At 38.5% G+C, this 25957-nt stretch carries 28 protein-coding genes and 1 pseudogene; 21 read left to right on the top strand and 8 right to left on the bottom strand.

The features are described from left to right. Positions 1-55 precede the first annotated feature (55 nt). Positions 56-1156 (bottom strand): PASTA domain-containing protein, encoded by a 1101-nt coding sequence (locus BW964_RS18745; protein ID WP_076509553.1) that lies wholly within the window; start codon positions 1154-1156, stop codon positions 56-58. A gap of 155 nt (positions 1157-1311) precedes the next feature. On the opposite strand from BW964_RS18745, the gene BW964_RS18740 reads away from it, so the two are divergent. The 5 genes and pseudogenes from BW964_RS18740 to BW964_RS18720 all read left to right on the top strand — a co-directional run bounded on the left by BW964_RS18740 (position 1312) and on the right by BW964_RS18720 (position 4295). After that, positions 1312-2295: a D-alanine--D-alanine ligase gene (locus BW964_RS18740; RefSeq protein ID WP_076509551.1), complete on the top strand. Its 984-nt coding sequence runs from the start codon at positions 1312-1314 to the stop codon at positions 2293-2295. A gap of 4 nt (positions 2296-2299) precedes the next feature. After that, the gene (locus tag BW964_RS18735; RefSeq protein WP_123911985.1) at positions 2300-2755 is read left to right on the top strand and encodes a hypothetical protein; all 456 of its coding nucleotides are present in this window, start codon (positions 2300-2302) and stop codon (positions 2753-2755) included. Positions 2756-2758: 3 nt separating this feature from the next. Next, positions 2759-3223 (top strand): pantetheine-phosphate adenylyltransferase, encoded by a 465-nt coding sequence (gene coaD, locus BW964_RS18730; RefSeq protein WP_073332040.1) that lies wholly within the window; start codon positions 2759-2761, stop codon positions 3221-3223. A 17-nt stretch (positions 3224-3240) separates the two neighbouring features. Continuing rightward, a pseudogene (locus BW964_RS18725) lies at positions 3241-3612 on the top strand (four helix bundle protein). Between the two features lie 50 nt (positions 3613-3662). Beyond that, positions 3663-4295, top strand: coding sequence for a trimeric intracellular cation channel family protein (locus tag BW964_RS18720; RefSeq protein ID WP_076509547.1), 633 nt, complete (start codon positions 3663-3665; stop codon positions 4293-4295). A gap of 72 nt (positions 4296-4367) precedes the next feature. Here BW964_RS18720 and BW964_RS18715 read toward each other — a convergent pair whose 3' ends face one another. Both BW964_RS18715 and BW964_RS18710 read right to left on the bottom strand, forming a co-directional pair. Beyond that, complete coding sequence (locus BW964_RS18715; protein ID WP_076509545.1) at positions 4368-4937, bottom strand: hypothetical protein; 570 nt, start codon at positions 4935-4937, stop codon at positions 4368-4370. Positions 4938-5012: 75 nt separating this feature from the next. Next, the gene (locus BW964_RS18710; protein ID WP_076509543.1) at positions 5013-5507 is read right to left on the bottom strand and encodes a dihydrofolate reductase; all 495 of its coding nucleotides are present in this window, start codon (positions 5505-5507) and stop codon (positions 5013-5015) included. Positions 5508-5581: 74 nt separating this feature from the next. Here BW964_RS18710 and BW964_RS18705 point away from each other — a divergent pair, with 74 nt between their 5' ends. The 5 genes from BW964_RS18705 (at position 5582) to BW964_RS18685 (ending at position 10007) form a co-directional block, all read left to right on the top strand. Further along, positions 5582-6187, top strand: coding sequence for a LemA family protein (locus BW964_RS18705; protein ID WP_076509541.1), 606 nt, complete (start codon positions 5582-5584; stop codon positions 6185-6187). Beyond that, entirely contained in the window at positions 6187-6615 is a 429-nt protein-coding gene (locus tag BW964_RS18700; protein ID WP_185117124.1) for a TPM domain-containing protein, read from the top strand. The genes BW964_RS18705 and BW964_RS18700 overlap by 1 nt, the downstream gene beginning before the upstream one ends. Continuing rightward, positions 6596-7408 carry a TPM domain-containing protein gene (locus BW964_RS18695; RefSeq protein ID WP_076509538.1) on the top strand — a complete coding sequence of 271 codons (813 nt, stop codon included), beginning with the start codon at positions 6596-6598 and terminating at the stop codon, positions 7406-7408. Before BW964_RS18700 ends, BW964_RS18695 begins: the two co-directional genes overlap by 20 nt. A 187-nt stretch (positions 7409-7595) precedes the next feature. Then, on the top strand, positions 7596-8117 hold the full coding sequence (locus BW964_RS18690; protein ID WP_076509537.1) for an NAD(P)H-dependent oxidoreductase: 522 nt from the start codon (positions 7596-7598) through the stop codon (positions 8115-8117). Positions 8118-8120: 3 nt separating this feature from the next. Next, positions 8121-10007: a monovalent cation:proton antiporter-2 (CPA2) family protein gene (locus tag BW964_RS18685; RefSeq protein WP_076509535.1), complete on the top strand. Its 1887-nt coding sequence runs from the start codon at positions 8121-8123 to the stop codon at positions 10005-10007. A gap of 1 nt (position 10008) precedes the next feature. On the opposite strand, the gene BW964_RS18680 is transcribed toward BW964_RS18685, so the two are convergent. After that, a complete protein-coding gene (locus BW964_RS18680; RefSeq protein ID WP_076509533.1) occupies positions 10009-10833 on the bottom strand; it encodes a head GIN domain-containing protein in 825 nt (274 codons plus the stop codon). 59 nt (positions 10834-10892) lie between these two features. On the opposite strand from BW964_RS18680, the gene BW964_RS18675 reads away from it, so the two are divergent. Continuing rightward, positions 10893-13034, top strand: coding sequence for a M3 family metallopeptidase (locus BW964_RS18675; RefSeq protein WP_076509531.1), 2142 nt, complete (start codon positions 10893-10895; stop codon positions 13032-13034). Between the two features lie 111 nt (positions 13035-13145). Then, complete coding sequence (locus BW964_RS18670; protein ID WP_076509529.1) at positions 13146-13523, top strand: YchJ family protein; 378 nt, start codon at positions 13146-13148, stop codon at positions 13521-13523. A gap of 42 nt (positions 13524-13565) precedes the next feature. Here the strand turns inward: BW964_RS18670 and BW964_RS18665 are convergent, their stop codons facing one another. Next, entirely contained in the window at positions 13566-14066 is a 501-nt protein-coding gene (locus BW964_RS18665) for an FKBP-type peptidyl-prolyl cis-trans isomerase (RefSeq protein ID WP_073332067.1), read from the bottom strand. Positions 14067-14182: 116 nt separating this feature from the next. After that, entirely contained in the window at positions 14183-14434 is a 252-nt protein-coding gene (locus BW964_RS18660) for a VF530 family protein (RefSeq protein ID WP_076509527.1), read from the bottom strand. A 171-nt stretch (positions 14435-14605) separates the two neighbouring features. Here BW964_RS18660 and BW964_RS18655 point away from each other — a divergent pair, with 171 nt between their 5' ends. From BW964_RS18655 to BW964_RS18635, 5 genes are all read left to right on the top strand, one after another. Then, positions 14606-15700 carry a sensor histidine kinase gene (locus BW964_RS18655; protein ID WP_123911984.1) on the top strand — a complete coding sequence of 365 codons (1095 nt, stop codon included), beginning with the start codon at positions 14606-14608 and terminating at the stop codon, positions 15698-15700. A 2-nt stretch (positions 15701-15702) separates the two neighbouring features. Beyond that, on the top strand, positions 15703-16377 hold the full coding sequence (locus BW964_RS18650; RefSeq protein ID WP_076509523.1) for a LytR/AlgR family response regulator transcription factor: 675 nt from the start codon (positions 15703-15705) through the stop codon (positions 16375-16377). 206 nt (positions 16378-16583) lie between these two features. Next, positions 16584-17318: a dioxygenase family protein gene (locus BW964_RS18645; protein WP_228432083.1), complete on the top strand. Its 735-nt coding sequence runs from the start codon at positions 16584-16586 to the stop codon at positions 17316-17318. 120 nt (positions 17319-17438) lie between these two features. Next, the gene (locus tag BW964_RS18640) at positions 17439-18080 is read left to right on the top strand and encodes a hypothetical protein (RefSeq protein ID WP_076509521.1); all 642 of its coding nucleotides are present in this window, start codon (positions 17439-17441) and stop codon (positions 18078-18080) included. Positions 18081-18181: 101 nt separating this feature from the next. Further along, positions 18182-18682, top strand: coding sequence for a hypothetical protein (locus BW964_RS18635; RefSeq protein ID WP_076509519.1), 501 nt, complete (start codon positions 18182-18184; stop codon positions 18680-18682). A gap of 65 nt (positions 18683-18747) precedes the next feature. Here the strand turns inward: BW964_RS18635 and BW964_RS18630 are convergent, their stop codons facing one another. Beyond that, positions 18748-19773, bottom strand: coding sequence for an LLM class flavin-dependent oxidoreductase (locus BW964_RS18630; protein ID WP_076509517.1), 1026 nt, complete (start codon positions 19771-19773; stop codon positions 18748-18750). A gap of 134 nt (positions 19774-19907) precedes the next feature. Here BW964_RS18630 and BW964_RS18625 point away from each other — a divergent pair, with 134 nt between their 5' ends. Beyond that, a complete protein-coding gene (locus tag BW964_RS18625; protein WP_076509514.1) occupies positions 19908-20714 on the top strand; it encodes a hypothetical protein in 807 nt (268 codons plus the stop codon). A 62-nt stretch (positions 20715-20776) separates the two neighbouring features. Here BW964_RS18625 and BW964_RS18620 read toward each other — a convergent pair whose 3' ends face one another. Further along, positions 20777-22918 carry a S9 family peptidase gene (locus BW964_RS18620; protein ID WP_076509512.1) on the bottom strand — a complete coding sequence of 714 codons (2142 nt, stop codon included), beginning with the start codon at positions 22916-22918 and terminating at the stop codon, positions 20777-20779. A gap of 316 nt (positions 22919-23234) precedes the next feature. Here BW964_RS18620 and BW964_RS18615 point away from each other — a divergent pair, with 316 nt between their 5' ends. The 3 genes from BW964_RS18615 to BW964_RS18605 all read left to right on the top strand — a co-directional run bounded on the left by BW964_RS18615 (position 23235) and on the right by BW964_RS18605 (position 25935). Continuing rightward, entirely contained in the window at positions 23235-23747 is a 513-nt protein-coding gene (locus BW964_RS18615) for a YceI family protein (RefSeq protein ID WP_076509511.1), read from the top strand. Between the two features lie 141 nt (positions 23748-23888). After that, complete coding sequence (gene ygiD, locus BW964_RS18610) at positions 23889-24716, top strand: 4,5-DOPA-extradiol-dioxygenase (protein WP_076509509.1); 828 nt, start codon at positions 23889-23891, stop codon at positions 24714-24716. 49 nt (positions 24717-24765) lie between these two features. Continuing rightward, a complete protein-coding gene (locus tag BW964_RS18605; protein ID WP_076509507.1) occupies positions 24766-25935 on the top strand; it encodes a carboxypeptidase-like regulatory domain-containing protein in 1170 nt (389 codons plus the stop codon). The last annotated feature ends 22 nt before the right edge of the window (positions 25936-25957 follow it).

The following is a 25957-nucleotide window of genomic DNA, read 5'->3' as shown; positions in this document are numbered from 1 at the left end:
CAAAAGGCCCCAACATTTTGCAGTTGAAGCCTATATTTTATATAATAAACCGTTGTTATTCTACTACTACTTTTTTAGCTTTTGGCTTTTGAGCCGGTTGTTGTTGTCCCGTACTTCCAGTTGATACAGGTTTATTTCCTGAACTCTGGCTACCTGTTGCAGCAGTTTTAGGTTTTTCAGCTCCGGTTCCGGCAGGCTTAGCCCCAGTAGCTGCACTGGTTTTGGCTGGTTCCGTTTTAGCCGGTTCAGGTTTTGGAATTTCTTTTTTAGGTACAGGTGCTGCTACAGGTGGATCATAAGCAGGTTCCGAATGGTTGGGAACTTCATCATAATGTACCGGAGGAAGCGATGTATCTACCTTCATACGGTAGATAGAGTTCAACTGCTCTATTTTAGCTCTCAGCTCAGCAGGCGTTCTCTTACTAGCCCAAAGGTCGATCTGCATTCCCTGATCTCTTACATCTCCGGAAGCCGGATCCTGATAATAAATAATATCCGATTCGTCTTTACTTCCATCTTCGTGTTCTACCAATCCTACCTCAAACATACTTTTTGAGATCACCGCCCTGGCTTCTTTTACCGTAAGGCCTACCACACTAGGAATTGAAATATTCCTCATAGGTCCTGATCCTACAACAACATCAATGACAGAGAATCTCGGAAGACGTGATCCCGGATTAACAGCATTACCTTTATATAATATTCTTAAAAGAGCATCTTTCTGAATACTTGGCTCATAAATAGTGTCTCCGATTTTAAGACCCACCTGATCCAGTCTCTGGAAAGCCAGTCCCGAATATCTGTTGATCACATCAGGTACAGTAATAGGAGCCCAGGTTCTTGGATTGACCACAATTCTTACCAGCGATCCCGGTTTTACACGCGAACTGGAGATAGGATGCATCTTTAAAACCTGAAAAGGCTTATATTTAGGATTGTACTCCGCACTGTCTACTTCATATTCCAGTCCTGTATCTTCCAATATTTTTACAGCATCATAAACAGATTTATTGATGACATTGGGCACGGGAATTTCCTGACCGTGATTGGTATGGTATTCCAACCAACGGAAAGTAAGCCAGACCAATCCTACAAAAACAGCGATGGCGACTACTAAATTCAGTAAAACTTTCCAATTGAAAAGTGATTTAAGCATACTTAAAAATACTTTAATTATAACGGCAAATATAGCTAATAATTTTAAATGTACTTTTATTTAACACAATTCATTTTCAATTTTAAAATTTCTGAATTTCCCTTATTGCATTACATAAAATGATTAAATTTGCCTTAATTGATACTATAATGGTTATGAGCAAAAAAAGTGTTGCCGTTGTCATGGGAGGCTATTCAGACGAATATGTGGTTTCCTTAAAAAGCGGTCAGTTAATCTACGATTCTCTGGACAGAAATCTTTATGATGTATATAAAGTGGTCATCCTTAAAGATGAATGGTATTTTTTAGGGGATAATGATAAAAAATATGAAATCAACCGCGGAGATTTTTCAGTAACATTAGATCATAATGAAACCCTGAAATTTGATGCCTGTTTCAACATTATCCATGGAACACCGGGTGAAAATGGAATTCTTCAGGCCTATTGGGATGCCATAGGACAGAAATATACCGGTTGTGATTTTTATCAGAGTGCTTTGACCTTTAATAAAAAAGACACCCTGGCGGTACTGTCAAAATATGGAATTCCTTCTGCTAAAAGTATTTATCTAAGAAAAGGAGAAGAGATTAATGTTGATGAAATCGTTGAAAGTCTTGGCCTTCCGGTCTTTGTTAAGCCCAACCAATCAGGATCCTCTCTTGGGATTTCTAAAGTTAAAGAGAAGTCTGAGCTGATAGCTGCCACAGAAATTGCATTCAAAGAAGATGATGAAATTCTGATTGAAAGCTTTCTGGATGGAATGGAAGTTTCCGTAGGCGTTATAGATTTCAAAGGGGAAACTCTGGTTTTGGGAATCACTGAAATTGTACCTACAAATGAATTCTTCGATTATGAAGCCAAATATGAAGGAGCATCAGAAGAGATTACCCCGGCGAGAATCGACGATGCCACCAGGATCAGAGTAGAAGAAATTTCAAAGAGAGCCTACAATTCTCTTGGGATGAGCGGTTTCTCAAGAAGTGAATTTATCCTTATGGATGGCATTCCTTACATGCTTGAAATGAACACTAATCCGGGATTTTCCCCTGCCAGTATTCTTCCACAGCAGGCAAGACATTACGGAATCTCCGTCATGGATCTTTGTGGAAACGAAGTAGAAAAAGCCCTTAATAAATAAAATAATGACGAGATTATTTTCAATTGCATTGATAATCCCTTCTTTTATAGTGGCCCAGCAGTATAAAAAAACTCTTGAATTAGATATTTCCAAGAGCGGGCTGGAGCCTAAGCATATCAATTTTTCTAATGACGCGATCTATGTGGATGAAAAGAAATGCTTTAACTATATCAAAAAAAGTGATGTCGTCATTAACAATGAAAAGGTTCCCAACTATTTTGAGATTCTTTCTTTGGATAATACGATATTATTTTCCGGAATTGTTAAAAAAAATGAAAGCGGAAATTTTGAAGGTTTTATTACTTTGCATCCCATTGAAAAACTTTATAAAAATTCAAAAATAATAGGAAGAAATGATTTAATTTTAAATCTTTCTTCCAATCAGGTTCTAAATAATAACTGCAGCTTAAATATTGAAAATTTAAAGCTGTTTTACGAAAAATCAAATGAAAACAACTAGGATATGAAAATTGCTGTTTTCCCCGGATCTTTTGATCCTATTACTCTGGGACATTATGATATTATTGAAAGAGCGGCTCCGCTTTTTGACAAACTGATTATTGCAATCGGGCAGAATTCCCAAAAAAAATATATGTTTCCTATGGAAAAAAGGATGGAATTTATTCAAAATTCTGTGGCAGAATTTCCTAATGTGGAAGTTGACTTTTTTGAAGGATTAACGGTAGATTACTGCTTTGAAAAGAATGCACAATACATTCTGAGAGGCTTAAGGAACCCTGCCGATTTTGAATTTGAGAAAGCCATTGCACACACCAACCGGACTTTGGCCCACAAAAAGCTGGAAACCGTATTCTTATTGACTTCATCAGGAAAATCTTTCATCAGCAGCAGTATTGTTAGAGAGATCATCAATCACGACGGAGAATACGAACTGCTGGTTCCGGACTCAGTGAGGGTAAAAAAATAAGTAATGAGTAATCGGTAATGAGTAATTTGGGAAATATGGATTATAATCAGGTTTTTCGGAAAAGAACTAAAAACTTTTCCATTCTTGTGATCAAATCTCTCTCATCATTACCTTATTCAGATGATGTTTCGGTCATAAGAAAGCAAATCATGAGATCTTCCACTTCAGTGGCAGCAAATTAAAGAGCTTTTTCAAGAGCAAGATCTTAAAAGGAAAAATTTGCTAAACTCTGCATTGTTGTAGAAGAAATTGATGAGACTCAACTTTGGCTTGAAATCATTGAAGAACTGGAATACCTAAGTCCTGAAAAAATAATACATTTAAAATCAGAATGTGAAGAACTTGTAAAGTTTATCACTAAGTATAAATTTAGATTATCCCAGCTTTAAATGGCATAATTTTTATTGCTCATTGCCCATTATCTATTACCCATAAATATATGCACGAACAGTTCAATTTTACCATAGAGGTACTCGGAACGATTTCCTTTGCCATGTCCGGGAGTTTTGCGGCTATGCAGAAACGCCTTGATCCGTTCGGGGTACTGATTATCGCGTTCGTTACTTCTGTAGGTGGAGGAACTGTAAGGGATTTGTTGCTAGATATTCCGGTCTTCTGGATGCATGATCTTTTGACCTGTGCCCTCATTCTGGGAACCAGTATCTTTGCGATGATCTTCAAGTCTATTGAAAAAAATTTCAAGGTGACTTTGTTTATTTTTGACAGCTTCGGATTGGGACTGTTTACGATCATCGGAGTTCAAAAAGGACTTAATGCCGATATCCATCCGCTGATCTGTATCGCACTGGGGACCATCACAGGCTGCTTTGGAGGAATTATACGGGATATTCTCCTCAACAGGATTCCACTGATCTTCAGGAAAGAAATCTATGCTACGGCATGTATCGTTGGAGGATCTGCTTTTCTTTTAATGACTAAATTAATTCCACTTTCTTACACGTTCATCCAAATCTTTACGATTTTATTGATTGTGGCCATCAGAACGCTTGCCGTGAAATATCACTGGCAGATGCCTAAGTTTTACGGATATGATCAGAATTCTGAGATGTAAAATCTATTTATCTTTCATTCAATAAAAAAAAGCACCCAAAATCGGGTGCTTTCATTGTTTGTATATATTTTCTTAGAAGGATTTCCCTCTCTGTCTCATATTCGGGTTATGCATGTGCTTCTGCATAGAAGGCATTTTAAGCTGGTCTTTCATCATTTTAATCTGATCTGCCATCATTCCTGCGCTGTCTAATCTTTTAGCCTCTTCCAAAAGCTTTTGCCCTTCCTGTCTTCTTCCTTTGGAAATGGCTACTGCAGCAAGATTCAATGTAGCCATAGCTCTGTCATGTTTCATATTCAATCCATACTCCAAAGCTTTTTTCATCAGAGGTTCTACTTTCGTCGGATGTTCCTGAGCCTGGGTAAGTCCCAACAAATAGTGGAAATATCCATATTGGGATTTATGAAGTTGCGCCTGGTAATTGGTAATCCCATTTAACCATTTTGCGGCCTTTTCCATATTCTGTTTTCTCAACTGCCAGAAGGCAAGAAGGATATATTCATTTTTGATGAAAAGTAAAATAGGCAGTGCTGCAAGAAGGAATACTACAATTCCCCAGCCTAGATTTCTTGTGAAAATCATCATATAAAGTCCTAGAAGTATAAGAACTGCTGCAATTACAATTTTTATGTACTTATTCATTATTCAATTTTAAGAGTGCAAAGATAGAAAATTTACAGGTTAGAAGCTAGAGGTAAGGAGTTAGAATTTTCATAACTACTGAGTCTTGATTCTTTCAAAAGTCTGAAAACAAAAATCGTATTGATTCTTTTCATCTTTTTCATGACAGGTCTCTTCCGTTTTTTTCCACACCTTCATGTCGATCTTTGGAAAGAAAGTATCGGCTTCAAGATCGGCTTTTACCAAAGTGACTTCCAATTTGTCAGCCATATCAATCGTCTGCTCATAAATATTTCCGCCCCCGATAATGAATACATTTTCATCAATCTTTTTCGCAAATTTCACAGCCTCTTTGATGCTTCCTACAATCAAAATTCCTTCTTCAAACCAGTTTTTCTTTCTGGAAATAACAATATTTGTACGGTTAGGTAAAGGTTTACCTATGCTTTCATAGGTTTTTCTTCCCATGATGATAGGATGTCCGGAAGTCAGATCTTTAAAGTGTTTCAGGTCTGTAGGAAGATGCCAGAGCAGTTTGTTGTCAAAACCGATCTCATTCTTCTCTCCCATTGCCACCACTATTGTTGTCATTCTAATAATTTTTTACAAAATTAGCACATAATTTGTATATTTGATTAGCACAAAAAATTAAAAAAAAATAAACTATGAAAAATAAAGGCTGCCTGAGCGCAGGAACTATCGGTATTGCTCTGCTTATCATTGTAGGTGTACTATTCTTCTGGGGGAAAAACGGGTATAATAATTTTGTTTCAAAAGAACAGAACGTCAATTCCAAATGGTCTAATATCGAAACGGTATATCAGAAAAGGGCCAACCTTATTCCTAATCTGGAAAGAACGGTTAAATCGTATTCAAAATTTGAACAGGAAACATTGACGAAAGTTGTTGAAGCCCGTTCTAAAGCGACTTCCATCCAAATCGATCCTACGAATATGACAGAAGCTGATCTGGCGAAATTCCAGGCTGCACAGGGAGAATTATCCGGAGCATTAAGCAGATTAATGGCGGTTGTGGAATCTTATCCTAATTTAAAGGCGGACCAGCAGTACATCAATTTCCAGAGAGAGTTTACGGCAATTGAAAACAGCATCAGAACCGAAACGGTTTATTATAATGACGCTGCGAAAGATTACAATACAACGATCAAAACGTTCCCGAATAATATTCTGGCCAACTTTACCAACTTTAAAGAGAAACCTTTCTTCAAGGCTGAAGCCGGTGCAGAAAAAGCACCAGAAGTATTTAAATAATGAATCGTTTTCTGACAAATCAGCAAATCGCGTCCCTTGTGGAGGCGATACAATCGGCAGAAGAACATTCTACAGGCGAGATCAGAGTACATATTGACTCGAACACCGAAAACAAAAATGCACACACTGCATTTGAAGTTTTCAAAGAACTCTGTATGAATAAAACTGTTGACAGAAATGCTGTGCTTTTTCACGTGAATTTCGAACAGAAATATCTTACCATCATTGGAGATATCGGAATCCATGACAGAGTACACCAGTCGTATTGGGATCACCTCCACGACTACATTACTGCTGAATTTGCGAAAGGAAATTATTATAAAGCTTTAAAAAGCGGCATCCTGGAAACCGGTCTTGAATTAAAAAAATATTTTCCTGTTCAGGGAAAAAACCCCAATCAGCTGTCAAATGAAATTACGTTCTCTTAAACTTGTATTTTCATTCATCCTTTTCTGCTTTTACACTTTTGTATCAGCACAATACACGATTCCGCAAAAACCCGCGGTTCTGTATCCTGTGTTTGATGAAGCAGGATTGCTTACGCAGCCACAAAAAGATGAGCTGAATAACAAGCTGATCAAATTTGCAGACTCTACTTCAACGGAAATTGAAGTGATCATTATTCGCTCTACAAAAGGAGAAGATGTAAACTTTCTGGCGACCATGTTCGGTGAACAATGGAAAATCGGAAAAAAGGGAGTCGATAACGGAGTCGTTTTCCTTATTGCTACAGAGGACAGAACGATGTCTATACAACAGGGCCGGGCCGTAGAACAATATCTTACCGCTTCGGTGGCAGGGCAGATCCTTGACTATATCGTCACTCCCAATTTCAGACAGGGACAGTGGTACGAAGGGATTAACCGCGGTACCTCAGCTATTATGGAGGCCGTACAAGGGAAATTCAAACCTACGGAAACCTCAGCCCCTTCAGGCAACGGAAGTGCATTTAAAATCATTCTGATAGCCTTTGTCATCTTTATCATTCTGGCTTTACTCTTCGGCGGTAGAGGCGGCGGTGGTGGCGGCGGCAATAACGATGACGATGATGTGATCATTACCAGAAGAGGACGCAGAAATTATCCTGGCGGATTCTTCCCTTTCCCGGGCAGCTTTGGAGGAGGAGGCTTTGGTGGTGGAAGTTCCGGCGGCGGAGGTGGATTCGGCGGCTTTGGCGGCGGAGGAAGCTTCGGTGGTGGCGGAGCCTCGGGCGGATGGTAATTAAAAATAACAACATTCAATATAATCGGGCAGTACGCCCGATTTTTTATTTAAAACACTAAAATACCCCTGTTTATTTATCTATTTTAATATTAAATTCAACTTTACGTATTGAAAAATTAACAAAACTGTTTAAATTTCGATTTTTATCCAATATTTTTTCGTTATATTTACTGAAAACAGGTTTATGAAGAAGACGCTGGTAGTTTTTGCACATCCCTATTTAGAGCACTCCAATTCCAACGTAGAGCTTTTTAATTTCTATGTCCGTCACCAGCATTTTACCCTTAGAGATCTTTACGAGGAATATCCGGATTTTCATATCGCGGCATTCAGAGAGAGAAAAAGGTTAAGAAACTATGACCGTTTTATTTTTCAGTTCCCTCTCATCTGGTTTGGGATGCCCCCATTATTAAGATTGTGGATCGATGAAGTTTTTGACAGAGACTGGCTGCGCGAAGGAGAAACCAATCCACTGGAAGGCAAAGAGATCTACATTCTGATTACAACAGGAGGAAAAGAAAGATCTTTCAGCAAAAACGGAACGTATCAGTATACTGTGGAAGAGCTGATCAGCGGGCTGATTGTATCTCTAAAGGTTTTCAAAGCTGATATCAAACATATCAAGATCGTTTACGAAGCCCATAAACTGAGCAAAAAAGAAATTATTTTACATAAAAAAGAATTTACAGAACTACTCAATCAATAGCCTATGGAGTCCAGCTTAGCGATGAATACATTAATTTTCCTGGGGGTAGCCATTATCATGGTTCCGCTGGCGAGAAAATTTGGATTGAGTTCAGTAATCGGCTATATTTTAGGTGGTATTATCATCGGACCTTATGTTCTGCGGCTTACCGGAAAAGATGTCAATGACATTATGCATGCCAGTGAGTTTGGAGTGATTATGCTTCTCTTTTTGGTAGGGCTGGAACTGGAACCCCGGAAATTCTGGGAGATGCGAAAGAAGATTATGGGCCTCGGGCTTACACAGATGCTTCTTTCTATCTCACTCCTTTTTTTGGTTTTCATCAGTGCGGGATGGAGAATAGATAAGGCCATTGCTATTGCCATGTGTTTTGCACTCTCTTCTACTGCTATTGTCCTGCAGACTTTACAGGAAAAAAACAACCTTAAAACCATGGCTGGAGAAGCTTCATTCTCTACCCTTCTGTTTCAGGATATTGCTGTGATTCCCATTCTCGCTATCCTGCCCATTATTGCGAATTACAAATCAAATCATCATAATAACGAAATTCAGATTATTATTCAGAAGCTTCCGGAGTGGCTACAGGCCGGTACAGTAATTCTTGGGGTTGCTATTTTGATTTTATTGGGAAGATATGTATTCGTTCCCTTTTTAAGATATGTGTCAAAGTCAGGAATGACTGAACTCCTGACTGCATCCTCTTTATTTCTGGTCATTGGGGTTTCGGAGCTTATGGCTGCCATAGGACTGTCACCGGCTTTAGGAGCTTTTCTTGCCGGAGTCATGCTTGCCAACAGTGAATTCAGGCATGAACTGGAAGCACAGATCAACCCTTTTAAAGGGTTGCTTTTAGCTGTTTTCTTTGTAAGTGTAGGCTCTACCATCAATTTTAATATTATTCAACAGGATCCTCTGTTTATCTTCTCTACTGTTTTTGCTGTATTGACGGTCAAGCTTGTTGTTCTGTATGCGATCGGAAAGTTTTTCAAGATCGATACCCCGCAGAGTTTATTTTATGCATTTGCTCTTTCTCAGGTAGGAGAATTTGCCTTTGTACTGATCAATTATGCTTCGGATCTTTATCTTTTAACCCCTGAGCTCAACGCGCAAATGATGGCTGTCACTGCGATTACAATGTGTATTACGCCTATCCTTCTGATTATTAACGACAGATTTATCACCCCTAAATTCATCAAGAAAATCCCTGATGAAGACAACGACTTCAACATTCTGGATAACAATGTAAGCCAGAAGAAGATCATTATCGTTGGTTTCGGACATTTCGGAAGTACGGTAGGACGTCTTTTGAAAGCCAATAAAATTCAGGCGACGATTCTGGACAGAGATTCTGACCGGGTGAAGCTTTTGAGAAGCCATGGCTTTAAAGTGTACTATGGAGATGCCACAAGAATCCCTATTTTAAGGGCTGCCGGAATTGAAGAGGCTGAACTTTTAGTGCTCTGTCTTGATGACCGCGATGATAATAAATTCATTGCTGATCTGGTGCGTGAACATTATCCGAAGGTGAAAATTTTTGTAAGAGCCAAAAACAGAATTGATGCGTACAACTACCTCAATAACGGCATTGAAAATATTTACCGGGAAACCTTAGGAACGGCTGTGGATATGGCCGTAGACGTTCTTCATGAAACCGGAATGCGAAAATATGCGGCAAGACGTCTTGGGCAAAGATTTATGGCGATAGACAAAGCGTCCATCAGAAGGCTGTCCAAAGCAAAAGAAGATGATGAAATCTTATCCTTTACCACCAAAGAATTCCTCCAGCGTGAGGAGGAATTATTGGCGTATGACAATCTTAATTTTGATAATAGAGATTGGGAATTTTCCTCGTCAGCAGATGAAGAGAACGACGAGGAAACTCCAGATTGATTTATTGAATATTGACGCTTCCGCCGCTACTTTCCTGTTTGTTCACATTTTTAAGCTCCCCTTTTTTAGAAATATCTACGCTTCCACCTGAAGAAGCCTGAGCATCAACTGAAGAGACAGCACTCACCTGAAGACTCGCACCGCTGGACGCATCAGCTTTCACATGTTCTGCAACGAGATCTTTCGCTGAAACACTGCTGCCTGATGAAGAAGTGATATCAGCATTTTTACTTTTCCCTGAAATATCAAGGCTTGCTGCTGAAGATGCTTCAATATCAAGATCTACGGCCCATACTTTACCACTGAAACTGCTGCTGCTTCCCGCAGAGATATCGAAATCATTGGCTTCCAGATCTCCTGTGACACTGGCTGCACTGGATAGATCAAGGCTTACTTTTTCCTGGGTGAATTTATCTTTTATGGTAATGCTTGCTGCAGAATTGGCTGTAAGTTTTGAGAAATCTTTCGTGTAGATTTTAGCTTTTACATTATGGCTGTTCATCACTCTGATTCCTTTTTTGTAATGGATATGAAGCTTTCCGCCATCGTTGTCCACAAGAATTTCGTTGATGATATTTTCAGGGGCGGAAATCACCACTTTCTCTACGTCAGATTTAATCACCTCAGCATCAATTGCCTGGGAAACTTCTATCTCGTCAAAATCACCGTTAAATGTTTTCTCTTTAACCGGGCCGTTATCTTTATCGATCACCTTGTCAACCCAGCCATTATCATTATTATTGTCGTTGTTTCTTTTATCATGCCTTTCATTACATGACGCCATCAGCGCGAAGGCTGACAACATAAAAAGAGTCGTTGATTTCATGTTTACTATGTTTATAAATTAAGTTTTTAATATCTTTATACTTTAATAACAACTAATTTATGAAAAATATTTCATCGGTATTGTTAATTTCTGCGCTGGCACTTAACCAATCTTGTACTACAATGAAGAAAACCGATACTCAACAGGAAACTCCTGTTACCGATCCATCCTTATCTTCAAACCCTTTTATGAAGAAAAGCAAGCTTCAATATGAAGCTCCGGAATTCGATAAAATTAAAAATGAACATTTTAAACCTGCTTTCGATTTTGGACTGAAACAGCACGATGCTGAAATTCTGAAAATCGCCAATAATCCGGAAGCTCCAACTTTTGAAAATACAATCGTTGCTTTGGAAAAAAGCGGTGAAGTTCTCAAAAGAGCCACCATCGTATTTTCTAATCTTACAAGCGCGAATACCAACCCTACCCTTCAGGCTTTAGATGAGGAATATGCTCCTGTTTTTGCAGCACATTCCGATAAAATGTACCTGAACGAAAATTTATATAAAAGAATCAAATCGATCAAAGAAGACGGTCTTGATGCGGAAGGTAAAAAACTTATCCAGTTTTACAAACAGAACTTTGAAATTGCCGGAGCTAATCTTTCAGCAGCGGACAAAGAAAAATTAAAGCAGATCAATCAGGAACTGGCATCACTTTCTACACAATATGCCAATAAACTATTGGAAGCAAGAAAGCAGGGAGGTGTATTTTTCTCTGATGCCAAGGAACTGGACGGACTTTCTGCCGACGAGATCGAAGCAGCAGCTACTGATGCAAAAACAGCAGGACAGCCGGGAAAATATCTTCTTGCCCTTCAGAATACAACGCAGCAGCCTCTTCTTCAGAATCTGAAAAACAGAGCTACCAGAGAAAAACTGTTCAAAGCATCATGGCTGAGAGCAGAAAAAGGAGATGGAAACGATACCCGTGAAACAATTGAAAAATTAGCTAAGCTAAGACTTAAAAAAGCACAGACTTTAGGAAAAGCAAGCTTCGCTGAATGGAAACTTCAGGACCAGATGGCCAAAACGCCTGCGGCAGCTACCAAACTAATGAACCAGATCGCTACTCCGGCAGTAGAAACGGCAAGACGGGAAGCCAAAGATATTCAGGATCTGATCGACCAGCAAAAAGGTGGTTTCAAAGTAGAGCCATGGGACTGGAATTTCTATGCAGAGCAGGTAAGAAAAGCCAAATATGATCTTGATGAAAACCAGATCAAACCTTATTTTGAAGTAACCACTGTTTTGGAAAAAGGTGTTTTCTATGCCGCTGAAAAATTCTATGGACTTACTTTTAAAAAGAGAACTGATCTTCCGGTTTATCATCCTGATGTAGTAACCTATGAGGTTTTTGATCACGACGGAAAATCTATTGCCATCTATTATCTGGATTTCTATACCAGAGATTCTAAAAATGGTGGTGCATGGATGAGTAACTTTGTTGAGCAATCTTATCTTTTAGGAACAAAACCTGTTATCGTCAACTGTTATAACTATCAGAAACCGGCTCCTGGAAAACCATCGTTGATCAGCTATGACGATGTTTCTACGATGTTCCATGAGTTTGGACATTCTATCCATGGTATGTTTGCAAGCCAGAAGTACCCATCGCTTTCAGGAACAAGTGTTCCGAGAGACTTTGTGGAATTTCCATCGCAGATCAATGAGCATTGGGCTTTAGATCCTATTGTTCTTAAAAATTATGCGATCCATTACGAAACGAAACAGCCAATTCCTCAGGCTTTGGTGGAAAAAATTAAAAAGGCATCAACTTTCAACCAGGGATATATGACTACAGAACTTGTTTCTGCAGCAGCTCTGGATATGGACTGGCATACAGTCACCACCGAAAGCCAGCTCATTCCTGTTCTGGATTTTGAAAAGAAATCATTAGCAAGCCACGGATTTACTTTAGCTACCGTACCTCCAAGATATCATACGCCTTATTTTGCCCACATCTGGGGTGGAGGATATTCTGCCGGATACTATGCTTACTTATGGTCTGAAACCCTTGACAATGATGCATGGGAATGGATTAAAAGTAACGGTGGTCTGACGAGAGAAAATGGTGACCGTTTCAGAAAATATATTCTTTCCGTAGGAAATTCTGTAGACCTTAACCAGGCATTCAGAGATTTTACAGGACATGATCCGGATATCAAACCTTTATTGAGAAACAGAGGTTTTATAAAATAAATTTTACAGAGAAGCATTCGAAAGAGTGCTTCTTTTTTTTATGGGTAAATGGGCTAAGCATATTTCTATTGATAAAAGCTTTATTTTTGTCGTTCAAAAAAATTAAAGAATATGGACTGTCCCTGCTGTTCAGGAAAAACTTATGAAGAATGCTGTAAGCCTTACCATACAAGAGAAAAGTATGCTCCTACTGCCGAAGCTTTGATGCGTTCCCGGTTTTCTGCATTTGCGATTCCGAACGGAGAATACCTGATGGAAACTACCGATCCGGCAAAAAGAAAATTCCACAATAGAGAAGATCTTCAGGAATGGGGTGAAATTAATAAGTGGACCAGGCTGGAAATTGTAGCGACGCCTTCTGTAAGCAAAGTTGAATTTAAGGCCTTTTATACCAACGAGGAAGGAGATAAAGAAGTTCATCATGAATTATCAAAATTCAAAATGATTCAAAACCGTTGGTTTTATGTAAGTGGGGAATTTTTAGAATAAAAAAAAATGTCCGAAAAAAAATCCGGACATTCATTATCGTTTTTAGTGAGCATCTGTACCGTCAACGCCGTGAGCGTGACCATGTGCCAATTCTTCTTCTGTCGCAGGACGAGTGTTTACAATTTCCACCTGGAAATCTAAAACTTTCCCAGCCATTGGGTGGTTAAGATCTGCAATTACTGCTTCCGGAGTTACATCTACTACAAATGCCTGGAAATTATTTCCCTGACCATCAGATAGTGGTAAAATAGCTCCTACAGGAGGGATTCCTGCTTCCTGAAACATATCGATAGGCAATTGCGTGATTGAATTCGGATCTTTCTCTCCGTAAGCTTCTTCCGGCTGAATAATAAAAGCTGCTTTATCGCCAGCTGTTAAGCCAAGGATATTTTGTTCAAATTTTGGAATCATCATTCCCACACCATATAAAAATGTAAGTGGATTTTCGGCTGTTGTTTCTTCTACAAGAATCTTACTTCCATCTTCTTCGATCGTATGAAGTATATAGCTTACTGCTACAACATGGTTGTTTTCAATTGTCATATTTTTTCTTTTTTTTCGTGATGTTTTTTCACGATTAACAGCGCAAATATACTATTTTTGAAATGATTGATTGTGAAAAACACGTTAAAACAAAAATCTTAAAACCTCACGGTTTTTTATTTTCCCTTCTTTGTTTCATCCCTTTTCTTCTGTCTCAGTACGTAGAGATAAAGACTTTCTACCTTCGTTCTTGCCCAATCTGTCTTTCTCAGAAACTTCAGTGAAGACTTTATACTTGGATTGTCTGTAAAGCATTTTATATTAATCTGCTCGCCAAGTTTCTCAAAGCCTTCATAGTATTCTACCAGTTCTTCAAGAATGGCATCGAGTCTTTTTCCATGTAATGGGTCTTTGGACGGTTCGTGCATTGCTTTTTTTTTGTAAAAGTAGAATAATATAAATTGATATGGAAATCCGGCCTTCCCTATTCCAGCTGCTGTTCAACAGAAAACAGAAAATTCAATTGAAATTATTTTAAAAGATTTTTGCTTGCTTTTAATTACATTTGGGTAAGAAAAAACAAATACGAACATCTTTCATTGAAAAAATTCTGGCCTCATATCATCCTGATTCCATTACTGCTGACGATTCCTGTGGTTTCTTCTCCGGATTTTGACGGAACGCTTTCGGTTTTCAGGGTTTCTCCTTTTCAGAGAGAATTCATACGTTTTGTTCTGGTTATTATTTTCTTTTATATCAATCTCAATATTTTTCTTCCGAAGTTATACAGCAGAAAAAAGTATGGGATGTTTACCTTTGGTATCATGCTGAGTTTTGGACTGATGGTTTTCCTGCCTTATTATTTAACCTCTCAAAATATTTTTGTCCCGGAACCGTCTTCAGTGGGAATGCCACCACACGAAATGATGCCGGAAGCTCATGGAAATCTACCTCCGCCACCCATGGAGACGGCTCCTCCTTTCAGAGCTGCGGGCCCGAGAAATGATGGTTCTTATTATCAGATGATTTTCGCTTCGGTCCTTCCCTTCTTGTTTTCTTTCCTGTCTTCGCTTTTCATTTACCGGAATATGGAGAAAAAAGAACTGGAAAGATCAAAGGCTAAAGCCGAATTATTAAATTTAAAATACCAGCTTCAGCCGCATTTTTTATTCAATATTCTCAACTCTGTTTACTCACTGGCCTTGATGAAGTCTGATGATGCCCCGAATGGAATTTTAAGGCTTTCAAATGTGATGCGCTACGTGGTTCAGGAAAGCAGTAAGGATTTCGTTGACTTAAGCCGGGAAATTGAGTATTTAAAAGATTATACGGCGCTTCAGCTGATCAGGGCAGACAGCAGTCTGGATTTTTCTTATGCCGAAGATGGTGAAACGAAAGGACTACAGATCGCTCCTTTTATTCTGGTTAATTTTATTGAAAATGCTTTCAAATATGGTTTTAATGCGGAGGAAAATTCAAAAATAGCGATCAAAATTGTCGTCAAAGAAAAGATTTTAAATTTTAATGTTTTCAATCATATCGTTAGTGAGAAAACTGCCGGAGACCAAAGCCTGAAAGTAGGAATGAAAAATACAATGGAACACCTTAACCAGATTTATCCCGGAAAACACAGCCTGGTTATCCATAATGACGGCAACACTTTTGATGTAAATTTAAAAATTGATTTAAACTGAATATGATACGAGCTATTGCTTTGGACGATGAAATTCTTGCCCTCAGGATCATTGAGAACTATGCCGGAAAAATTGAAAACCTTTCTCTTGAAAAGATCTTCAATACTCAGAGTGATGCCCAAAGATATCTTCATAAATTTCCTGTTGACCTCATCTTTTTAGACATTGAAATGCCTTCTAAAAATGGTATCGATTTTTATAAAAGCATTTCACAAAATACCAAAGTCATTTTTACCACAGCCTATTCCGATTATGCCGTGGATGCTTTCAGTATCAATGCCGTGGATTACCTTCTCAAACCTTTTTCTTTTGAAAGGTTTAAAACTGCGGTAGAAAAAGTGAAACTGAACAGTGTGAATGATGATGTAGACTATCTTTCTATTCGCGCAGATTATAAGCTTCACAAGATCAATTTTAATGATATTGTATTGATTGAAGGGCTGGACGACTATATTCAGATCCATCTGAAAGATCATTCGAAGATTACGGCACGTTCCTCCATGAAAAGTATTCTGGAAAAACTTTCTGAAAAGGAGTTTATCAGAGTTCACCGGTCTTACATCGTTCCCGTTAATAGCATTCTAACGATTGTCAACCGCAATATTCATATCGGTGAATTTGTTATTCCTATTGGAGAAACTTATAAAGAAGGGGTGATGGCGATTGTGAATCAATAGCAGTTTCTATTCTACTCCTTCAAATTTCATCCATCTCTTCTGCCGGATATATTCTTAACATCTCTTAAAAATTCCCGTTTAACCGACACATTTTATCTGTTTACCTCATAAATTTCCGTGATTTTTTTTTCAGAATACATTTGGTCTAAGAAACTGAAAGATGAAAACTGACATCTTTTATCCTATTAACCTTAAAGCCCCGTATTATGAAAACAATCAACAGAAAGGACTTTTTGAAAAGCCTTGGTTTAGCAGGTGTAACTGCTGTTGCTGCCCCTCTTCTAATCCATTGCGGAAGTGATGATGATGATGTGATCACTTCATCTGCAACTGATTCGTCCGGCACTTCTACAGGATGCTCTGTCACGAATTCTGAAACTGAAGGGCCTTTCCCAACCAAAACGCCATCAAGCCTTGTACAGAGCAATATTGTCAGTGACAGAGCCGGCGTTCCGTTTACTATTACATTAACCATCCAAAATGTGAATGCGTCATGTGCGAATTTGCCGGGAGTTTTAGTGGATATCTGGCACTGTGACAAAGACGGAAATTATTCTGAATACGGTGGAACGGGAATGCAGCCTGCCAATTATACTTCCGTCCATTTTTTAAGAGGAAGACAAACTACGGATGCCAGTGGAAAAGTGAATTTTACTTCTATTTTTCCGGGTTGGTACAATGGAAGAGCCACCCACATTCACGTCCATGTTTACAGTGCTTCCGGACAATCACTTCTGGTCACCCAGATTGCTTTTCCCGAAGGCAGCAACAGTGCTGTAGTTCTGGTCGCAGCAAGTACGGGCTATAAAGGAATGACCGGGTATACTTATAATGCGAGTGATAACGTGTTCAGTGACGGAACCTCCAACGAAATGTCCAGTATTTCGGGAAGTGTAAGCGGAGGTTTCGCTCTGACCCATACCATAAAAGTTTCGGCCTAAGAGCCGTTCATTATTGTCCTTTCCGTACACGCACAGACCACCCGAAACTCTATAAGTGAAGTGTTAAATCAAAAGCAGATCTCTGTGCGGTGCGGAATATTAATTCTAAAATGAAAAGTCATGTTAGTTCAGAGCCCTTCAAGAATATTTAAGTCTGATCTGTCCGTATGGAAAAGAGAAAGGTCATGTATTATCAATACCATCAATACTGCTGATTATTCAGCATTAAGAAATGTATCTGAAATCATATTGGAGGAAAATGGAGATTATGATTTTCATTATCAAAAAAACAGCAGTATTCTGGTTGTTATCCTGTATGGTGAATCTTTAATCAGTGGATTTAAGGAACCTTTTACAGCAGGTCAGATTTTCACGAGGCAGGCTTCTGAAAGTGGGTTTCTGAACTTTAAAAATACGCTCCGGAACGAAAAAACGGATATTCTGGTCCTGGAATTAAAAAACAATCGTTCTGAAGATTCTTTCTCCGTAGAAGATCTTAATTTTCACGACAGAAATGTATTGCTTCCCATCTCTGAACATCTGGGATATCCCAATTTTGCAGGCCTTTATAATGGTAGAAGGGAACAGGAATATGTTCTTCAAAGGAAAGATGCATCTCTATTTGGAATGGTCCTTAACGGAGCTTTTGAATTTCAAAACAGGTTGATGGAGAGCAGAGATGCTATTTTGCTTAACGGGCTGGAAACACTGGAGTTTGAAGCTTTAAGTGAAGATGCGCTCCTGATTTTCTTAGAGATTTGAGTCACCGTTGTTTAATAAGTGTTAGATATTTTTTTTCATATCATTTTGTGAAGATCGGGGCAGTTGTTAGAATCTGCCCTGTTTATTAAAAATTTAAGATCATGAAAGCGAAGATAAAATTTGCGTTCCGTATAGTGATAGACCAGAATTCTGCGATGCCGTGGGATCAGTATGTCTTTGAAGACACGTATTTCGAATATAAAATACAGCATCAGGTTTTTGATGACAAAGAAAATCCGGTAAAAAACTATTGGGAACTTTTAGCGGGAAATGCCCATGCGGAAAGAATTCCTTTTCTTCTCAGTTCTTCTGCGGCTAATTATGTTTCTCAACTTAACGGAGTTATTAAAAGTCTGCCGGATGTTTTGGGAAACACATTCTTTGCTTTTGAAAATTTTAAGCTGGATCTGATCAGTTCTCATCTTGAAGATCCTTCCAAACATAGAATAGGACTTACTTTTTACACGCCTGATCTTTTTCTGATTGATATTATTGATGGCAGATATCTTTTGAGCCGCGGGGCTTCAGATGGAATTGGTTTTGAAACGTTCATGTTTGCATTCCATCCGCAAGTGGCCATTGCTTATTATGAGCCATTGTAAGTCCCGACACAAAATGGATTTTATAAATAAAAAAACCTCCGCTCTCATTCAGCGGAGGTTTCTCTTTATAGATTTTGAATAACAGGTTTTACTTTCTCCCCAAATAATTCAATGGATTTCATCATGATGTCGTGAGCAGGATCACCAATATCCATATGCCCGATGAATCTTGTGATTCCAAAAATTTCCTTCATGTAGGCAATTTTATCAGCAACTTCTGCTGCATTTCCGATGAATAATGCGCCTTCTCTTCCTCTTCCACCGTCATACTGCATTTTCGTGTAAGGAGCCCAACCTCTTGTCGCCCCGATTCTGTCCATCTGGGATTTATAGTTATTAAAATATCCGTCCACAACCGCCTGATCATCGCTTACGAAAGTGTGAGAATGAATGGCAATCTGCATTTTATCCATATCATATCCGGCTTTCTGGTATTCCTGTTTATAAAATTCTACCAGATTTTTAAACTGTACCGGCATTCCTCCGATGATCGCTACCACCAAAGGCATTCCTAATTTTGCAGCACTTAAAACAGACTGCGGAGTTCCACCGACGGCTCTCCAGATCGACAGTTTCCCATCATTTTTTGCTCTCGGATAAACTGTTTGGTTTTGCATAGGGGCGCGGAGCTTTCCTGACCAGGTTACATTTTCCTCTGAGTTGATTTTTAAAAGCAATTCCAGTTTTTCATCAAAAAGTTCTTCGTAATCATTCAGTGAATATCCGTACAAAGGAAATGATTCGATAAAACTTCCCCTTCCGACGAATATTTCAGCTCTTCCGTCTGAGATCAGGTCTAAGGTTGAAAAATCCTCATATACTTTTACCGGTTCTGAAGAACTTAAAACCGTAACTCCACTTGCCAGTTTTATATTTTTGGTGATACTTGCCGCAGCTGCCAGCACCATTTCCGGTGAAGAAACTGCATAATCCGGGCGGTGATGTTCTCCCATTGCAAAAACATCAATGCCTACCTCATCCATTAATTTTACCTGATCCAATATCTCACGGATCTTTACGCCTGCATCTCTATATTTTCCGGTTGCCTGATCAAAAGCCAGGTCACCAAACATTCCTATTCCTAATTCCATATTTTAGATTTTAGATTTTAGATTTTAGATTTTAGATTTTAGATTAACAAAATTACGGATGAAAAAGGTCAAAAACATTGATGTTTGTTAAGAATGGATTTTGCCTATATTTGGCGCTTTCTATACTTATAAAAATGAAATCTACCTTAACAGCATTCTTACTACTGCTTACCAGCTTCTGTTTTTCACAAAGCAAGACCGAAATCTATGTCATTGGCAACATCCACGACAGTGTCCCCAATTATCATTCTAAAATACTCTTCGATATCCTAGATAAAGTGAAACCGGACATCATCCTTCATGAGGTAGACACCCAGGGAATGAAAGACTACGAAAACAGCATTAAGATTACAGAAAACGAAATCAAAGCAAGCAATACTTATCTGAAAAAATATCCGAAAACATTAAGATTCCCTTTTGATTTTGAAGGAAGAAATCAATACAGAAAAGACAGAGGAATGGTTCCTACGGATAATTTATCGGTGAAACTGATTGACAGTCTTTATCAGGCGAAAAAACTAACCCCTTCTGAGGCGAAGATCTATGAAAATTTCACCAATCTCACAAAAGAGCTGATGAAGATTGCAGAATTATCCCCGGAAAATTTTAATAATGCAACGACCGACCAGATCTCAGGAAAAAGACAGAATGCACAGTATTCAGAGCTTTTAAAGATCATTGAAACGAGACCTGAATTTGCAAAAAGATTTGTTGTAAAACCCAATGGTGAAAAGATCAGCTACAGAGACGGTTTTACATTAATGTCCGGATTCTGGGATCTCCGAAACCAGACAATGGCTAAAAATATTGACAAGATTGCTGAAACCCATCCCGGCAAAAAAATCGTTGTTCTTACAGGTTTTCTGCACAGGTATTATATCTTAAAAGAGCTGAGAAGAATCAATAACGGAACTTTTGTGATCAAGGAATTTTATGATTAATCCATTTTAAATATATTTCTATCTTAAATGAAAAATCCAGCCTAAGCGGCTGGATTTTATTGTTATTTCTTAAGATACTGATCAAAGTAGTCAGTTACTTTTTGCATCAGGTGAACCCTGTCTTTTCCGATCACATTGTGCGGATGTCCAGGATAGACAAAATAGTCCAGCTGAACTCCGTTGTCTACCGCAGACTTGATAAACTTAATAGAATGCTGCCATACCACGACATCATCCTGAGCACCGTGGATCATCAGTAACTTTCCTTTTAAATTCTGAACTTTGTCCAGAAGATTAGCCGTCGCATATCCCTGAGGGTTTTCCTCCGGTGTATCCATATATCTTTCTCCGTACATGATTTCGTACATTTTCCAGTCGATCACCGGTCCTCCGGCAACGCCCACTTTAAATACATCCGGCTTACGAAGCATAAAACTTGTCGTCATAAATCCACCGAAACTCCATCCATGGATTCCCATTTTCTGAGCATCAACGTAAGGAAGGGATTTTAAATAGTCTACTCCTTTCATCTGATCGTTCATTTCTGTTGTTCCCAGATTTCTGAAGACCGCCTGCTCAAACTTCAGTCCGCGGTTCGAAGAACCTCTTCCATCCATTGTGAAAATAATGTAACCATTTTGAGCCATATATTCGTACCAAAGGTTTCCTGATGCAGGGAACGTATTGGTCACCAATTGCAGGTGCGGCCCATTATAAAGGTAAACGATCACCGGATATTTTTTGCTGGCATCAAAATCTGTAGGAAGAATGATCTTTCCATAAAGAGGTGTACCGTCGTCAGCTTTTAATTCTACATTTTTAATTTCAGGCCTCTGATAATTTTTTAATGTATTTTCAGCCGTAAGAATATTGATTGCTTTTGCCGTGCTTGTATTAATAATATTGGCTGACCTCGGTGTGCCTGCATTGCTGTAAATATCGTACAAATAATTGCCGTCATTGCTTAAAACCCCTGTATGCACTCCCGCTGCATCATCTAAACGCTGCATTTTAAAGTTCGTCCAGTTGATTTTATATAAATGTTTTTCCAAAGGAGTTTCTTTCGTAGAAGTGAAATAAATTTCCTTTTTCTTATCATTAAAGCCTAAAATATCAGTTACCAGCCAGTCTCCTTTTGTAATCTGAGCTACCAGTCCTTTTTCAAGGCTGTAGTGGAACAGATGGTTGTATCCTGTTCTCTGACTCTGCCAGATAAAATCTGTATTGGAATTCGGGAAAAAGGTAAGCGGATGCTGAGGCTCCACATATTTGTCGCTGGTTTCTTCAAATAAAGTTTTGATGAGATTTCCAGTCGCCGCATCGTACTGATTCATTTTTACATGATTCTGTCCGCGGTTCAGAACGCCTACGAAAATATATTTTGAATCCGGACTCCAGGTAACCGCTGTTAAATACTGATCTTTTTCACCTTCAATTTTCAGGAAAGTAGTCGACTGATTTTTAATATTATAAACGCCTAAAGTTACCTCGTGGGACTTCTGACCTGCCATCGGATACTTGATGTTGTGGTTTACGGCAGGAGTTACCGACCAGTCAATAACCGGGTAATCGGCTACCATCGTCTGATCCATTCTGTAAAATGCTACCGCTTCAGAGTTGGGAGCGGGAAAAATTCCTGTATCAATTCCGAATTCGTTTCTGTGAACCGCCGCTCCTCCATTGATGATATTTTCATTAGAATCGTTGGTTACAGCGATTGTTTTTCCGTTTTTACTGACAAACAAATTATTCTTTACGGTAAAGGCAAAAGTCTGGTTATCTCCGAACATTTTTACGTTGGAAGCATCTCCATCGACAGCTGTGGCTGTTTTTACTTTCCAGTCGTTTCCTGATTTTTCGATCCAGAACATGGTATCGTTGGCACTGAAATAACCGTTTGAACCGTTTGTAAATTTAATCTGCGGAACCGCTTTCAGTTTAGCATCAGAAAACGATTTGTTCAGCTGAGTTAAAGACACTAAAGTATCCTGCTTATTGGTCTTAAGATCGGTCATCAGATACCCTCCTTTTACAGCCTGGATATAAGATTTACCATCCGCAGCCCATGAGAATTGAGAAATATTTTTCACCGCAAGATTCGTTCTCAGTCCGTTTACTGCCTCCGCCATTGTGAATTTTTGGGTCTGTGCAAATGCAGAACTGCCCAAAACCAACATCATTAAAGAAAATCTATGTAATTTCATTGTATAAAATTGAATCCCTCAAAAATAAGAAATAAATACCATCCGTTAATAAATGTTAAATTAAAACATTCATAAAATAGGATTAATGGATGGATAAAAATAAATTCTTAACTTAATGGTGGGAATCATTGGCTATACAATAAGGTGAAGTGTGAATCGTCAATTGTGAATTTTATAGCTGCTAACGATTGACCATTGACCTGCGAAGCAAAGCTCACCATTCACACAAAAAAAATTTCTTATCCTAAATCAATGACTGGTATAGGTCCTGTACCCTACATTTGCAGTATCAATAACAAACAAAAAATACAATACAATGGCAACAAAATGGAATCTTGACCCAACGCATAGTGAAATTACTTTCAAAGTAAAACATATGATGATTTCTAATATTAAAGGAAACTTCAGAACGTTCACTGCTGAAATTGAATCTGAAGATGATACGTTTAGCAACGCTAAAACAACAGCTACAATCCAGACTGATTCTGTATTCACAAATAACACAGACAGAGATAATCACTTAAAGTCCGCTGAGTTTTTCAATACAGAGGAATATCCTTCTATTACCTTTGAATCTCAGGCTTTGAATGATAAAGTAACAGGAAACCTTACAGTGAATGGAATCACAAAACCTATCACTTTAGATGTAGACTTCGGTGGGATCAACGTTGACCCTTGGGGAAATACAAAAGCTGGTTTTTCTTTTGAAGGAAAAATCAACAGAAAAGATTTCGGACTGAACTGGAACGCGGCTCTTGAAGCCGGAGGCGTAATGGTAAGCGAAGAAGTAAAAATTGCCGGAGAATTACAGTTTGTAAAACAGGCATAATAAAAAAGGAGTTTTTGTTGTAAAGAAAGGAGACGCTTCCTGGCAATTGAGCATTTAAACAAAAATTATCCAATTCATAACATAAAAAGGTTCAGGTATTTTTCTAAAAGCCTTGAACCTTTTTTTAATTACCTCTTATTTATGAATCTTAACGATCTTCAAAACATCAGTGACAATTTTGTAAATACCCAAAGAATGCCCGTTTTATTTCTCGGGCACGGTTCGCCGATGAATGCTATTGAAGAAAACCAGTTTGTACAGGGATTCAGAAAAGCAGCACAGGAAATTCCAAAGCCTAATGCTATTCTATGTATTTCCGCACACTGGTATACGCAGGGAACTTTTGTCACTGCAATGGATATGCCGAGAACAATCCATGATTTCGGAGGTTTTCCAAAGGCTTTATTTGATGTGCAATATCCTGCTCCGGGAGATCCGGAACTGGCGAAAGAAACCGTTGAACTTTTAGCTCCGGTTTTGGTGGAAGAAGATCACAACTGGGGACTTGACCACGGTGCATGGTCGGTCATCAAACATATGTATCCGGAAGCTGATATCCCTGTGATTCAGCTGAGCATAGACTATACAAAACCACCGCAGTATCATTTTGATCTTGCCAAAAGGCTGAATAAGCTCCGCGAAAAAGGGATCCTGATCATCGGAAGCGGAAATATTGTACACAATCTTCGCCTGATCGACTGGAAAAATATAGACACCGTTGGTGCCGGCTGGGATTGGGCTGTAGAAGCAAGAGAGAAAACTAACAACTGGCTTCTGGATGGAAATTTTCAAAACATAATAGATTACCAGAAGCAGGGTACATTCCTTCAATATGCAGTTCCTACACCGGATCATTATCTTCCGCTGATCTATACTTTAGGATTAAAAGATCAGGCTGAAAACCTTTCATTATTTAATGATGAGCTGATTGGCGGATCACTAAGCATGACCAGTGTAAGGATCGGATAATTATCCTGTTCTTTTTTTATCACTAGAAATTTAGTAATATTGTTTTACCATGAAAAAAACGATATTACTATTTTTATTTATACTCTCTTTTTATAGTATAACAGCTCAGGTTATTAAAGGCCATGTGGTGAACGATTCCGGCAATCAGATCTCCGGGGTGAATATTTATATTGATGGTACTCAAACAGGAACCCTATCAAAGGAGGATGGAAGTTTTAGCTTAAATCTTTCTTCCGGAAGTCTTGGAAATGTGATTTTTCAAAAGGATGAGTATGATACTTTTGCAACAGCTGTTTCAGAGGTTGTGAATAAAAATCTGAAAGTGGTTTTGACTAAAACCAATGCGATTGAAGAAATCAGGCTTATTCCTTACACTTCGGAAGCCTACAGGAATTATATTTATTATTTTCTTGACACTTTTATAGGCGCTGACCGCGAAAATGTAAAGATCAAAAATCAGAAGTCCCTGAAATTTTCCTACGACAAAAAGAATAAATTTCTGAAAGTAAAAGCACCCAATACTTTAATCATCGAAAATAAAAATCTGGGCTATGAGATCCAGTACAATCTTATCAGCTATTCTCTTGATTTAAATAAAAATTCGGTTAATTATACCGGAACCAGCTTTTTCAGGGAAACGAAAAACACGGATAAAACAAAACTCAACCGAATGAATGCTTACGACGGAAGCATGCTGCATTTTTTCAGAAGCATTTACGAAAATAAGATCCCACAGGATAAATTTGTGGTCAATCATGTAGTAAAAGTTCTCAATCCCAAGTATCCCACAGAAGAGGAGCTGAAACTGCTGGAAGATTTTAAACAAATTGTGAGAAGTTCAGCGATGATCAAAATTCCTGAAAACATCAGTGATATTTCTCAAAGGAAGAACAGTGAGAAACCTTATGCACTGGCCATTGTAAAAACCCTTATACCCGATTCAGATTACGTAACAAGAAAGGAGGGGAAGGTCCTTTTCAGTTTTAAGGATATGCTTCAGGTGAATTATCAGAAATATTTCTACGAACTTAAAGGAAAAGAGTTTATTAAAGGTAAAATACCTGTAGTTCTGACCTCTTTTCTCCATCCTGAAGGTGAGGTATTTGAGGTTTCAAAAGAAGGGAATATCACCAATCCGGACCAGCTCATCAATGAAGGCGATTTTTCAAAAAATAAAATTGAAAACATGCTTCCATTGGATTATCAGCTGGGAGACTGAGATATTCCCTTTTAAATTTTCA

Source organism: Chryseobacterium shigense, from assembly GCF_900156575.1.
Taxonomy (GTDB): domain Bacteria; phylum Bacteroidota; class Bacteroidia; order Flavobacteriales; family Weeksellaceae; genus Chryseobacterium; species Chryseobacterium shigense.
This window is presented reverse-complemented; position numbering and strand designations above follow the sequence as displayed.

Bases quoted from the DNA above. Each gene is read 5' to 3' on its own strand.
- ygiD (WP_076509509.1), top strand. From the start codon at position 23,889: ATGAATCTTAACGATCTTCAAAACATCAGTGACAATTTTGTAAATACC.
- BW964_RS18650 (WP_076509523.1), top strand. From the start codon at position 15,703: ATGATACGAGCTATTGCTTTGGACGATGAAATTCTTGCCCTCAGGATC.
- BW964_RS18665 (WP_073332067.1), bottom strand. From the start codon at position 14,066: ATGACAATTGAAAACAACCATGTTGTAGCAGTAAGCTATATACTTCAT.
- BW964_RS18630 (WP_076509517.1), bottom strand. From the start codon at position 19,773: ATGGAATTAGGAATAGGAATGTTTGGTGACCTGGCTTTTGATCAGGCA.
- BW964_RS18705 (WP_076509541.1), top strand. From the start codon at position 5,582: ATGAAAAATAAAGGCTGCCTGAGCGCAGGAACTATCGGTATTGCTCTG.
- BW964_RS18700 (WP_185117124.1), top strand. From the start codon at position 6,187: ATGAATCGTTTTCTGACAAATCAGCAAATCGCGTCCCTTGTGGAGGCG.
- BW964_RS18695 (WP_076509538.1), top strand. From the start codon at position 6,596: ATGAAATTACGTTCTCTTAAACTTGTATTTTCATTCATCCTTTTCTGC.
- BW964_RS18685 (WP_076509535.1), top strand. From the start codon at position 8,121: ATGGAGTCCAGCTTAGCGATGAATACATTAATTTTCCTGGGGGTAGCC.
- coaD (WP_073332040.1), top strand. From the start codon at position 2,759: ATGAAAATTGCTGTTTTCCCCGGATCTTTTGATCCTATTACTCTGGGA.
- BW964_RS18615 (WP_076509511.1), top strand. From the start codon at position 23,235: ATGGCAACAAAATGGAATCTTGACCCAACGCATAGTGAAATTACTTTC.
- BW964_RS18670 (WP_076509529.1), top strand. From the start codon at position 13,146: ATGGACTGTCCCTGCTGTTCAGGAAAAACTTATGAAGAATGCTGTAAG.
- BW964_RS18645 (WP_228432083.1), top strand. From the start codon at position 16,584: ATGAAAACAATCAACAGAAAGGACTTTTTGAAAAGCCTTGGTTTAGCA.
- BW964_RS18640 (WP_076509521.1), top strand. From the start codon at position 17,439: ATGTTAGTTCAGAGCCCTTCAAGAATATTTAAGTCTGATCTGTCCGTA.
- BW964_RS18625 (WP_076509514.1), top strand. From the start codon at position 19,908: ATGAAATCTACCTTAACAGCATTCTTACTACTGCTTACCAGCTTCTGT.
- BW964_RS18690 (WP_076509537.1), top strand. From the start codon at position 7,596: ATGAAGAAGACGCTGGTAGTTTTTGCACATCCCTATTTAGAGCACTCC.
- BW964_RS18735 (WP_123911985.1), top strand. From the start codon at position 2,300: ATGACGAGATTATTTTCAATTGCATTGATAATCCCTTCTTTTATAGTG.
- BW964_RS18680 (WP_076509533.1), bottom strand. From the start codon at position 10,833: ATGAAATCAACGACTCTTTTTATGTTGTCAGCCTTCGCGCTGATGGCG.
- BW964_RS18605 (WP_076509507.1), top strand. From the start codon at position 24,766: ATGAAAAAAACGATATTACTATTTTTATTTATACTCTCTTTTTATAGT.
- BW964_RS18620 (WP_076509512.1), bottom strand. From the start codon at position 22,918: ATGAAATTACATAGATTTTCTTTAATGATGTTGGTTTTGGGCAGTTCT.
- BW964_RS18715 (WP_076509545.1), bottom strand. From the start codon at position 4,937: ATGAATAAGTACATAAAAATTGTAATTGCAGCAGTTCTTATACTTCTA.
- BW964_RS18720 (WP_076509547.1), top strand. From the start codon at position 3,663: ATGCACGAACAGTTCAATTTTACCATAGAGGTACTCGGAACGATTTCC.
- BW964_RS18635 (WP_076509519.1), top strand. From the start codon at position 18,182: ATGAAAGCGAAGATAAAATTTGCGTTCCGTATAGTGATAGACCAGAAT.
- BW964_RS18710 (WP_076509543.1), bottom strand. From the start codon at position 5,507: ATGACAACAATAGTGGTGGCAATGGGAGAGAAGAATGAGATCGGTTTT.
- BW964_RS18675 (WP_076509531.1), top strand. From the start codon at position 10,893: ATGAAAAATATTTCATCGGTATTGTTAATTTCTGCGCTGGCACTTAAC.
- BW964_RS18745 (WP_076509553.1), bottom strand. From the start codon at position 1,156: ATGCTTAAATCACTTTTCAATTGGAAAGTTTTACTGAATTTAGTAGTC.
- BW964_RS18660 (WP_076509527.1), bottom strand. From the start codon at position 14,434: ATGCACGAACCGTCCAAAGACCCATTACATGGAAAAAGACTCGATGCC.
- BW964_RS18740 (WP_076509551.1), top strand. From the start codon at position 1,312: ATGAGCAAAAAAAGTGTTGCCGTTGTCATGGGAGGCTATTCAGACGAA.